This window comes from Selenomonas sp., assembly GCF_057272215.1.
Map to the genome: position 1 here is coordinate 41,207 of NZ_DBHIUY010000013.1, position 12,377 is coordinate 53,583.

At 56.8% G+C, this 12,377-nt stretch carries 4 protein-coding genes; 1 reads left to right on the forward strand and 3 read right to left on the reverse strand.

Annotated features, from left to right (window positions below; translation table 11 throughout):
* Nucleotides 1–314: 314 nt before the first annotated feature.
* Nucleotides 315–7,109: an autotransporter outer membrane beta-barrel domain-containing protein gene (locus tag ACO5Z0_RS10860; RefSeq protein ID WP_485650315.1), complete on the forward strand. Its 6,795-nt coding sequence runs from the start codon at nucleotides 315–317 to the stop codon at nucleotides 7,107–7,109.
* A 522-nt stretch (nucleotides 7,110–7,631) separates the two neighbouring features.
* On the opposite strand, the gene ACO5Z0_RS10865 is transcribed toward ACO5Z0_RS10860, so the two are convergent.
* The 3 genes from ACO5Z0_RS10865 to ACO5Z0_RS10875 all read right to left on the reverse strand — a co-directional run bounded on the left by ACO5Z0_RS10865 (nucleotide 7,632) and on the right by ACO5Z0_RS10875 (nucleotide 12,243).
* Nucleotides 7,632–9,197, reverse strand: a complete 1,566-nt coding sequence (locus ACO5Z0_RS10865) for a ClC family H(+)/Cl(-) exchange transporter (RefSeq protein ID WP_485650316.1) — start codon at nucleotides 9,195–9,197, stop codon at nucleotides 7,632–7,634.
* A 223-nt stretch (nucleotides 9,198–9,420) separates the two neighbouring features.
* A complete protein-coding gene (locus ACO5Z0_RS10870; protein WP_485650317.1) occupies nucleotides 9,421–10,533 on the reverse strand; it encodes an aldose epimerase family protein in 1,113 nt (370 codons plus the stop codon).
* A 6-nt stretch (nucleotides 10,534–10,539) separates the two neighbouring features.
* Nucleotides 10,540–12,243, reverse strand: coding sequence for a putative bifunctional diguanylate cyclase/phosphodiesterase (locus ACO5Z0_RS10875; protein ID WP_485650318.1), 1,704 nt, complete (start codon nucleotides 12,241–12,243; stop codon nucleotides 10,540–10,542).
* Between the last annotated feature and the right edge of the window lie 134 nt (nucleotides 12,244–12,377).

Consider the following 12,377-nt stretch of genomic DNA (forward strand, 5'->3'; position numbering starts at 1 on the left):
TTTCCATCTCTCAAACGCTCCGCCACTCGCCGAAAAGCTCCATCGGCGCACTAGAGCTGCATCCCTTCATACAACATAGCAGTATAGCAAAAAAACGACGCTGCCGCAATAAAAGCCGCAGAAACCCGACGCAAACGACACCGAAGATTTATCAACGACGAAAGGACTGCGCATCCATGAGAAGATCGATGCTGCATCCATCCGTAATCTATGAACAATGCAACAGTTGACCAAATAGCGTAACATTGTTATAATGGTTCAAAATATCCATATTGCAAAAATGCCTTGGGTTTTATGTCTTAGAGGAGGAAATTATGTTCAAAAAAAGAACCGCAAAGCGTCATCTGGCGCTCTTCGTCGCGCTCGCTCTCAGCAGCGGCACGCTTCTCGCAGCAGCTCCGGCGGACGCTGCAGATGTCAGCGGAAATGATGTAACGATTGACGAAGCGCACGCACCTTCCAATAACGCTAAACTTCCGAATGTCAGTGCTTCTTTCGGTACAGCCGCAGGCTTTATCGGGACTACGACCGACAGCGGAAATGTGACAAATAATACACTGACACTCAAAAATGTAGGCTACACTAACCAGCTGTACGGCGGTCTTACTTTCGGCACAGGCAATGTGACGGGCAACCGTGTCACCGTCAATCCGGCAACGGGAACGCTTCTTTCTACTGCCGACGGAATCTTTGGCGGCGCCGCGAACGGCGGCGGCAATGTAGAGAACAATCACGCCGAATTCAACGGCAACCATCTCAACGGCGACCTGGTCGGCGGCATGGCAAAAGGCGCAGGTACAGGATTCGTCAAAGGTAACACAGCACTCCTTAAGGGCGGCAACCTAAATGGAAAAAACATCTACGGCGGCTTAGCAGCAGACGGGGCTAACGGCGACGTACTCAATAATACGGCGACAATCGACGATGGTCACGCCGGAGAAGTCTACGGCGGCTATTCCGATGGAAACGGCAATGTGAAAAACAACACGGTCACTGTCAAGGGCGGCACCATGACGGGCGTCGAAGGCGGTCATTCCGACGGTACGGGCGAGGTATCCGGCAATACGGTCAACCTCGGCGACGGTACAAGCGCTATGGCGGCAGGCTACGCGATCAATGGCACGATTTACGGCGGTCGCAACGATAGTCACCCTGACAAGGTATCGAACAATACGCTCAACGTCAACACCAATGCCACCGCATACAATATCAAAAACTTCTCGACCATCAATTTCAATTTCAACGCTTATACGAATACAAACCACGCTTTACTCGAACTCACGGATACGGCGAACAAAACAAAACTCGATAGTCTCAACCAGCTTTATGTGAAAAACGCAAAGGTCGGTAGCGGCATATTGATGTGGAACTCGAAGGGCTTTGATATTGCCGATTCCACTAAGGTAGGACGCACGGAAGAGAAGACGGAAACCATCATCGAAGAAGCTTCAAACCACAAAGCAATTAACTATCGCACCTACCAGTTCAAGGATTCGACGACTAAGGACTTCGAGGGAACAAATATCTGGGGCGGTCGCTCTACCATCGGCAACACGACAACAGGCAACAATGTCACCGTGAGCGGCATCCAGCCGCTTAATCATGCTTATGGCGGCTGGACGAAAGGCAGCGGCTCTACGGCAACGGGAGAAAATGCGCAGAACCACAGCATCGGCAACAAGATTACGCTTGAGGGTGGAACTTCGAACTTTTCCCACATGACAGGCGGCGCTACCGAGTCTCTGGGTGGCAACGCGACGGAGAACCATGCGATCTTGGAAGACGGCACCCTGTCCGGTTCACTTAAGGGTGGTTATGCCAAACACGGCAACGCGACAAAAAACATCGTCGAAATCAAAAATGGCAGCGTGGGCACCATCTCCGGCGGACACGCAGACGGTGCGGGCAAGGCAGAGGGCAATACCGTCACACTCACGAACGGTTCGGCGAATGGAGAGATTCGCGGCGGCGTCTCGGAGCATGGCGATACAGTGGATAATACGGTCACAATCAAAGGCGGCTCGGCGACGATTGCAGATGTCTACGGCGGCAAATCTGAAAACAACGGCAATGCTACGAGCAACAAAGTGTTCATCGAAGGTGGCGGTAAACAAGATATTTTCGGCGGCTATTCGCAAAGCGGCAACGCAACAGGCAACACCGTCACCATCACGGGCGGTTCGGTACGCAATGTGGATGGCGGTCGTTCTCTGAACGGTAATGCGACAGGCAACACCGTCAATCTCGGCAGTGCAGACGCCGCCTTTGGCGGGAGCATCACAGGCATTATCAGTGGCGGTAGCGGCACGAATGGTGCGAAAGACTACCGCACAGGCAATAAGCTGAACGTCTATGGCAATGTAAGTGCCGCCAATATCAGCAATTTCGCTGATATCAACTTCCATTTCAACCAGCATGTGACTCAATCTTCCTTGACCTTAAGCGATGTGGGCGGAACGACGATCCACAGTCTCAGCGACCTCAAGATGAACGGCGAACATGGGCGCAAAGGCACGCTGCTGAAAAATACAGGCGGCACGATCACGATCTCAGAAGGCGGTGATCGCCTTGTCAAGACGGACGGAAACAAGGAACTCGTCCTTGCGAGATCCTCCGACCACAAACAGATTGACTACGAAGGCTACGCTTTCGCCCATCAGACAGCACCGACGACTGTCATGGAAGGCGGCACGACAAACACATGGGGCGGTCGCTCTGTCGGCGGCAACTCCACGCACCACAACAAGTTCACCGTTGCAAGCGGCAACCATGACAATATCTACGGCGGTTGGACCGCAGGCACGGGGACGACTGCAACGGATAAGGACAACAGCTACCAGAACGAAGTCACGCTCGACGGCAGTAGCACCACGACAGACAACCTCTATGGCGGCTATGTCGATACCGATGCAGGAAACGCTGAGGAAAACACCGTCACGGTCAAGAACGGTACAGTGAATGCCGACGTCTATGGCGGCATCACAAATAAAGTCGCAGGTACAGGGTATGTCAAAAAGAACAAAGTCAATATCTCCGGCGGTACGGTCAACAATCTCTACGGCGGCTACAACGCAGGCTCGGGCGATGCACTCGAAAACGAAGTCAACGCCACAAGCGGCACGTTGCATGGCAACATTCACGGCGGCTACGCCACGAGCGGCGCAGCGAACGGCAACAAAGTCACGCTCGGCGCAGTTTCCACAGGTGCAGTCACGGGCGGTTACGGTGCGACGGCGGCAGACAGCAACGAAGTCACGCTTACAGGCACAACCGTTACGGGCGATGTCAAAGGCGGCGAAGGTGCGGCGACGAAGAAAAACATCGTCAACTTGAACGGCGGCGTGACCGTCAACGGCGCACTCAAAGGCGGCACGGGTACGCCCGGCGCGACAGGCGAGGAAAACAAGCTGAACGTCAAAGGCACGAACTCGGCGCAAAGCATCTCTGACTTCCAGAAGCTGCACTTCGACACAACGGGTGCGACAGCAGCCAATCCCCTGCTGAATATCACAGGCGGCGCAACAAACCTCGACTGGAACACCCTCGACGCTAGCGGCACCTCGGTCAACCGCACGACGCTCCTCAAGAACGCGAACGGCATCAACCTCTCGAACTACACCGCCGGCACAGTGAAGTCCAAGATCAACGAAGCCGGAACAACGGAGTACAACATCGACGTTGCAAAAACAGGCGGCACCATCACGGACATCACCTACCAAGGCTATCAGTTCAAGGGCAAAAAGACCGCGACGACCGAGGGCACAGACACCTACGGCGGGCGCTCCAAGGCGGGCAACACGACCACGGAGAACGAACTCACCGTCGATAGCGGCAGCCATACGAACATCTATGGCGGCTGGACAAGCGGCGCAGGATCGACCGCAGACGCCGCAAAGCAGAAGAACAGCATCAACAACAAAGTCACCGTCAAAGGCGCAGCGACCGCCGCAGGCGATGTCATCGGCGGTCTGACCGACGTCGCCGGCGGCAAGGCGACGGGCAACACCGTCACCGTTGAAAAAGACCTCACCGCCAACATCATCGGCGGCAAGGCAGCGTCAGGCGATGCCTCGGGCAACACCGTCAATCTCGCCAACGCCACCGTCAACTCTATCACAGGCGGCGACGGCACGACGACGAACAACAACACGGTCAATCTCAACGGCAGCGCACAGGTCACAGGCGCACTCAAAGGCGGCTCGCAGGCAAGCGGCACAGACAACACACTCAACGTCAAAGGCAAGAACAACAAAGCGGGCAGCATCGAAAACATCCAAAAGATGAACTTCGACGCGACCGGTCTTGCCAAAGACGACACGATGCTCGAAGCCACAGGCGCAGGACAGACCAATGTCGACTGGGCGAACCTCAAAGCATCGGGCACAGCGGCGAAACCGCTCACGCTCCTAAAGAACACGAACGGCATCAACCTCGCGGGCTATACGGGTGCAGCAAAATCCGAGACGGGAGAAACGACCGAGACGAACATCGACGTCCGCAAGACAGGCACACGCATCACCGAAATCACCTACGAAGGCTACCAGTTCAAGGGCGTGACGCAGGCGACGACCGTCACGGAAGGCGCTGTCACAGACACCTTCGGCGGCCGCTCCAAGGCGGGCAACTCGACGCGTGAAAACACGGTCGAGGTCGCAAGCGGCACACATACGAACGTCTACGGTGGCTGGACAAGCGGCTCCGGCTCGACGGCGACGGACAAAGACAACAGCTACAAGAACACCGTCACCGTCAAAGGCACAGCAAACGTCACAAATACGCTCTACGGCGGCTATACCGAAGCGGCGGGCGGCAAAGCGACGGAAAACACCGTCACCGTTGAAAAAGACCTCACCACCGCAAACATCATCGGCGGCAAGGCAGCGGCAGAAGCCTCGAACAACATCGTCAACCTCACCAATACCACCGTCAACTCCGTCACAGGCGGCGAGGGCGCGACGACGAAGGACAACATCGTCAACCTCAAGGGCAACGCGCAAGTCACAGGCGCACTCAAAGGCGGCTCGGCAGGCGGCACGGGCAACACACTCAACGTCACAGGGACAAACAACAAAGCGGGCAGCATCTCGGGCTTCCAGAAGCTGACCTTCGATACGACGAACACCGATGCGAATCCCATGCTCCAAGTCACGGGCGGCGCGACGACCGATGTCGATTGGACGACCCTCACAGCGACGGGCGCGGCAAGCGAGACGCCAAAGACGCTCATGGAAAATGCCGCCGGCATCAACACCATCGGGCGCACGGGCGACGCCGTGAAATCCGAGCTGAACACCGACGCCACGATGGAGACAAACATCGACGTCGTCAAGTCGGGCAGCACCGTCACAAAGCTCGTCTACGAGGGCTATACCGTCAAAGGCTCGACGAAAACGACGACCTACGGCGCAGATACATGGGCAGGCCGCTCCAAGGCGGGCAACACGACGCAGGACAACACGCTCACGCTCGATGATGCGAGCAAGTCCTATACGAACGTCTACGGCGGCTGGACGAGCGGCACAGGCACAAAAGCCGCCGCCGACAAGCAGAACAACAGCTTGAACAACACCGTCAACTACATGGCAGGCACGCTCACGGGCGCACTCTACGGCGGTCACGCCGCAGCAGGCGAAGCCTCGGGCAACACCGTGAACCTCGGCGACATCCAGACCGCCGCCAACATCTACGGCGGATTCGGCAGCGTGACGAAGAACAACACGATCAACCTCAAGGGCGCACGCGTCACAGGCACGGTCTATGGCGGCTCTGCTGCAAACGGCACGGGCAACACGCTCGCCGTCTACAAGCCGTCTGAAGTGCAGGACTTCGCGGGCGTGCAGAACCTTCACTTCCACACCGACGAACTGACGGCAGGCAACACGACGCCCCTCTTGAAGCTTGGCACGACGACGAAGGACATCCGCGGGCTGAACATCGGTGTTGACCGTCGCGGTGACGCGCCGAAGCTCAAAAAAGGCGACAAGCTCCTGCTCATGAAGACCGCCGGCGGCGATCTCACGACCGACGACAAGATCGAAAACAAGATCGAAGGCAAGCAGGGCATGGCACGCCGCTACACCTATGCGATCAAGAAAGAAAACACCGGTGAGCTGACCGCGACCGTCACACAGGCAGGTCTCGGCGACGACGCAAAGTCCCCGATAGAAACACGCGCAGGCCTTTCGAATCTCATCAACCAAGGCGCGGACTATATCGTTGAAAACGGCATAGCAGCAGCCGAAACGACACTCCGCACCGATGCAGGCGCAGGCAAATCCGGCAAGGGCGCACAACGAAATACGGCAGTCGCAGACAACGCATCCTATCAACTCTGGGCGGGCGCAGGCGCGAACAGTATGCGCGTCGAGAGCGGCTCCCACGTTGACTCGAAGGGTTGGAGCCTCGGCGTCGGCTGGGCGCGTGAGGACGCGATGAAAGACGGCGCAAAGCGTCTCTTCAGCCCCTTCGTCGAATATGGACGCGGCTCCTATGACTCCTATCTCGACAACGGCACGCACGGTAGCGGCGCGATCAGCTACCTCGGCATCGGCGTCCTCGGCAAACTCACGCAGCAAGACGGGCTCTGGCTCGAAGGCTCCGTGCGCGGCGGACGCGCCACGAGCGACTATCAGCTCCACGGCTCAAGCGATGCCGACTATGACGGCTCGAACACCTACTACGGCATTCACCTCGGCATCGGCAAAACCGTCGAGCTGAAAAAAGACGCCGCCATCGACGCTTATGCCCGCTACTTCTGGTCGCACCAGAACGGCATGTCCGTGAAGCTCTCTTCGGGCGACAATTACGACTTTGCAGCCGTCGATTCGCACCGTCTGCGTCTCGGCTTCCGCTACAGTCAAAAAGATCAGCACAAGGGCGAATTCTACACCGGTCTTGCCTGGGAGTATGAATTTGACGGCGAAGCGCGCGCAACCATCGGTGGCGACGCAGCGCCCAGCCCCTCGCTCAAAGGATCGAGCTACATGCTCGAACTCGGCTACCGCTTCTCGCCCGAGAACAGCCGCGTAAGCTACGACCTCCATCTCAATGGCTGGCAGGGCAAACGCAAAGGCATCAGCGGCGGCGCAGCCGTCAAGTGGGCGTTCTGACAAAGAAACGCAGATTCCCCAAAAACAACAGATTTCCATAAAAAATACAGCTCCTCGCGGCAAAAGCCGCAGGAGCTGTATTTTTTCATAAAAGCACGGGACAAAAATTTGACGAATGAGATACTATGTCATATAATAAGCATAGAAAGGGTGCTACCGCTAGACGACCAGCCCCAATCAACAGTCAGGTTTAAGAACCCCCGCCTAAGTTGGAAGCCAGAGGCGGGGGATTCTTATTTTGCTTTTAAAGCAACGACGCAAATCGTCACCATGAACATCAACGATAAAAAATCGTACAGTTCCATAAGCAGCGCCCTGCTGAGCCGTCCAAGAAGCAAGCCTGCCGGCGCAGCGGATTGGCAAACGGCTCGTATGCGAAAACGTCCCAAGAGCGTGAGCCGAAGGCGAAGCGCGATTGGTTGACGTTGACCGCCCTTTCAGGGGCTAAGAATCGGCCGCCATATCTTTCGATAGCACCAGTTTCATTATAGCATACGAAAATAATTTATGCTCGTTTTTTTATCATCCATCGTCTCTTTCCCCCGCCGCCCGCTCTAAGGCGGCGATTTCCTGCGCATCCGTCAGCACATAGAGCATATCTCCCGCCTTGAGCTGCACGTTTCCCTGCGGCAGCAGTTCCTCTGCGCCGCGCCGCACGTTGATGACGTGGCTGTGCGCCCCCCATGCGATCGAGGCGATGGTTCGCCCTTCCATGACGCTTCCGGAAGCGATACACAGCTCCGTCAAGATGCGGCGGCGTACGGCTCCCTCGATCTCTTCGCGCCGACGGCGCGAACGTTCATAAAGCGCATCGTAGATGGGGCTGCCGCCGATAAGATCGCTGACGAGTACAGCGGCGGAAGCGACGCAGACGACGGCGAGCAAATGCTCAAAGGAGCCTGTGATCTCCATGATGAGCAGGCTTGCCGTCAGCGGCGCCTTGATGCTTCCCGCGAAGAATCCCGCCATGCCAAGGACGACGAAGGTCGAAGAGAGCGCTGTCGGCAGGACGCCGAGCGCCGTCGCGCCTGCGGCGAAGATTGCCCCCGAAAGCGCCCCCAAGACGAGCACGGGAAGAAAAATGCCGCCGGGCACGCCAGAGCCATAGCAAAAGACGGTAAAGAGCATTTTGCCGACAAAGACGGCGAGAAGCGCGCCGAAAAGCAGCGGTTCCTCTACAAGACGATTGACGAGGAAGTTGCCGCCCGATAAGACGTCGGGCAAAAAGAAGCCGAGCACGCCCGCCGCCAAAAACGGAATCGCTGCCAGAAGCCAAGCGGGCAGCGGCGACTTCGCCCATGTATCGAGCGAGCCGATGAGCATACCGTTGAAGAGCCTGCCGAGTGCGCCCGAAAAAGCGCCGAGCAAAAAGAGCAAGAGATATGCTCCGCCGAGCGGCACGGGAAGCACAGAGCCGACGGCAAACATCGGACCGACGCCGAAGATCTCCTGCGTGAAGAATCCTGCGGCGATTGACGCGCCGAGAACACCCATGAGCATCTGCGGTGAGAAGTTCTTCGATAGCTCTTCGAAGGAAAAGACAAGGCTCGCCAACGGGGCGTTGAAGATGGCGGCGAAGCCCGCACCTGCCCCCGCCGTCAGAAGAAATCGCTCCTCCGCCCGCGAACGTCCGGCGAGGCGGCTGACCCCCGCCCCCACACAGGCGCCGATCTCCACGCTCGGTCCGCCGCGCCCGAGCGACAGCCCCGCACCGATCGCCAGCACGACGCCGACGAATTTGCCGAAGAGCACGCGCAACCAGTGAAGGTGGCTTTCGCCGCGCAAGACACCCTTGAGATCGGGAATGCCGCCGCCGCCGACCATTGCATCGAGCTGCATGAGCCGCCGGACGACGCCGGAAACGGCAAGCAGAGCGAGAAAATAGCCGCCCGTCCAGAGCGGCGAGGCGTCGCGCAAGAAATCGTACAGCACGGGGCGCAAGTGATCGGCGCTCTCCAACAGCCAGTGATAGAGCGCGATGACCGCGCCCACAAGAACGCCGATCAGAAGCCCGTCGGCAAAGAGACGCAGGCGAAAATGCGCAGGCTTTTTCACATAGAGAAGCGCACGCTCGATATTCTCCGGCATCGTATCTCCTCCGCATACAAAGCGCAATCCCACGAAGCCCCGCCTCTTCCCTGTGATGGGACGCCCTACACAGCACGGGATTTCGCAAACGAAAGCCCGCCCATTCCCCTAAATAACAACCAAGATTCAAACGCGCTCCGCTTGAACGAGAATCTTAGTCGCAGGGGAATGAGCGGGCTTCTTAAGGAAACGCTGATAAAATGGCTCGCTTATAGGCACCCCATCACGCCAAGCCGAAAGCGAACACGGTCTGCGCACGCCACTCCTTGCCCGGGCGCAGGATCGACTGCGGGAAGTTCGCGTGATGCACCGCGTCAGGGAACACCTGCGCTTCGAGGGTAAAGCCCGCACGCGGGGCGAACGCCGCGCCCGCCTTGCCGGAGAGCACGCCGTCTAAGTGGTTGCCCGAGTAGAACTGTACGCCGGGCTGCGTCGTGTAGGCGCGCATATAGACGCCCGTCTTTTCCGCATAGACATGCGCGAGCTTGTGGAGTTTCGTGTAGTCCACAGGGCACGCAGCATCTTCGCCAAGCCCCAGTTCTTTCGCTTCTTCCTCCGCCGGAGTTCGATCCAGCACGAAGTTGTGGTCATAGCCGCCCGCCCAGCGCATCTGACTGAACGGCGCGTCGATGCGTGCGCCGATCTCTTTCATCTCGCGAAAATCGAGCGGCGTCCCTTCGACGAGCAGAATGCGTCCGTCCGGAATCAACTCGTTATCCGTCGGCGTGTACTTCTCCGCGAAAATGCGAATCTTCTGATCGAGCACGGATCCCGAGCAGAATCCTTCGAGATTGAAGTATGTATGATGCGAAGGATTGCAGATCGTATCCCCGTTCGCCTCCGCTTCATAGGAAACGACGACCTCATTCTTCTCCGAAAGCGCATACGTCACAGTCATCTTCAAATCGCCGGGGTATCCGCCCTCACCTGCCGGGCTCATATAGCAGAGCGTCAGCGCACCCGCTTTTTCCTCTGCCGTCCAGACCTTCTTATCATAGCCGCCCAGAGAACCGCCGTGCAAGTGGTTTCTGCCCTCGTTGCATTCCAAGACATACGTTTTGTCGTCGATGGGCAGATCACCGAAAGCGATGCGTCCCGCCGAGCGGCCGACAATCGCGCCGAAATACTTATCGTCCGCCTCGTAGCCTTTGAGATCCTCGTAGCCGAGCGCCACGTCGATGCACTTTCCCTCCCTGTCCGGTACGATGAGCGACTGCACACGCGCCCCATAGTCCATGACAGAGAGCTTCATCCCGCAGCTGTTCTCCAACGTATAAAGTGTGATGAGCCTGCCGTTCTTAAGCTCGCCAAATGCCTTTTTCGTTATCTTCGCCATCTGTCATCACCTCTCTGCTTCTTTCTCTATGCGTGCCAGAAAATCCTTCTGCGGCATGGGCTTTGCAAAATAATATCCTTGAATCTTGTCGCAGCCGATGCTCGACAGGAAATCCAGCTGCACTTTCGTCTCCACTCCCTCGACGACGATGCCCATTCTGAGATCGTGCGCCATCTCGACGACGCGCCGCAGAATCGCCGGCGCACGCTGCGAGTTTTCCAAATCGCGCACAAAACTCATGTCGATCTTCAAGATATCAACCGCTAAGTTTCGAAGCATATTGAGCGAGCTGTAGCCGCTGCCAAAATCATCCATGAGAATCTTCAAACCAAGACTTTGCAGCTTTTTCAAGACATGCATCAGCTGCGTCGGATTGTCCGTATAGGCGGACTCGGTGATCTCAAGGCGCAGGAGCGAAGGATCCAGATCGTACTTCTTCAAAAGGCTGACGACCGTATCACAAAAATCGCTGTCATAGAAATTCAGCCGTGAGACGTTGACCGAGACGGGTACGACGGGCAGTCCTGCACGAATACGAGATGAGAGCATACGGCAGACATCCTCCCACGCGAAGCGGTCGAGCCGCACGACGAAGCCGTTGCGCTCGAAGAGCGGCACGAAGCGCGCAGGCGGAATGAGCCCCGCCACCGGATGCCGCCAGCGCACGAGCGCCTCAGCGCTGACGGTGCGTCCTGCCTTGATGCTGTAGATCGGCTGATAATACACACAGAACTGCCCCTCCGAGAGCGCAAACTCCATCTCACGGAGCATCATCTGCTCTTCGAGAAGCGTCTCGCGCATCTTTTTATCGTAGTAAGCATAGCGCGTCTTATAGCGTCCCTTGATCGTATTGAGCGCCATGTGCGCACGGTCGCACATCTGATCGACCGGCAGGAGCACATCATCCACCGAATAGATGCCTGCATAAAAAAGAATATTATTCTTGATGCCAAGCGAGAAGATCGCATTATCGATACCTTCGAGCAAAATGTCGATGTCGAGCATATCGTCCGGCATACAGACGGCAAAGTGATCCGCCTCCATGTGCCCGGCAAGACCGATGCCTTCCGTGATCGTTTTGAAATATGTGCCCGCCGTTTTTAAGATCAAATTTCCCGTTTCAACATGAAAAAGATCGTTGATGATCTTGAAGCAGTTGATATCGAAGTACAAAAGGTTGTAGCGCATTCCGGAATTTTGCTGCAGAAGCTCGACGGTCTTTTCATAAAATGCCTCGCGGTTGTATATTCCTGTCAGCGCATCTATTTCGATGTGGTGGCGCATCTCAAGGATCTGCCTCTCACGCGCCGCTTGTTCGAGCTTTCGCCACTCATTCTCCATGCGTGCCATGACGTTTTTCACGCGGCAGCAAACGATCGTCGGATGGTAAGGCTTCGTGATGAAGTCGGCAGCGCCCATCTCCATTGCACGCACCTCGGCGGCACGTTCGCTGTCTGTGGTCGTGACGATGACAGGAATCGCCGCCAAGCGTTCGTCGCGCTTTAGGGCAGCGAGCAATTCAAAGCCGTCCATGCCGGACATCACAAGATCGAGCAGTATGACATCGACGCGCTTTTCGGCAAGCAGCGCCATCACATCCCTGCCGTTCGTCGCTTCTAAAAGCTCATACTCCGCTTGAAAAAACTGTGCGAGAACAGCACGGTGCATTTCCTCATCGTCCACGATCATCATCACAGGTTTCTTTTCCATAAGATTACCTTTCTCAAAAAGAGAGCCGCTGATACTTCAACGAGTCCTAAAGAAACACTTCATCGCTACTTATTATATTTTACCATGAAACCCCAAGAGGTCAAGCCGTAGGCGCAGACCGATTGGCTTGGTTT

Excerpts from the sequence above, each read along its gene's own strand:
- ACO5Z0_RS10860 (WP_485650315.1), top strand. The coding sequence starts at position 315 with ATGTTCAAAAAAAGAACCGCAAAGCGTCATCTGGCGCTCTTCGTCGCG.
- ACO5Z0_RS10865 (WP_485650316.1), bottom strand. The coding sequence starts at position 9,197 with ATGCCGGAGAATATCGAGCGTGCGCTTCTCTATGTGAAAAAGCCTGCG.
- ACO5Z0_RS10870 (WP_485650317.1), bottom strand. The coding sequence starts at position 10,533 with ATGGCGAAGATAACGAAAAAGGCATTTGGCGAGCTTAAGAACGGCAGG.
- ACO5Z0_RS10875 (WP_485650318.1), bottom strand. The coding sequence starts at position 12,243 with ATGGAAAAGAAACCTGTGATGATGATCGTGGACGATGAGGAAATGCAC.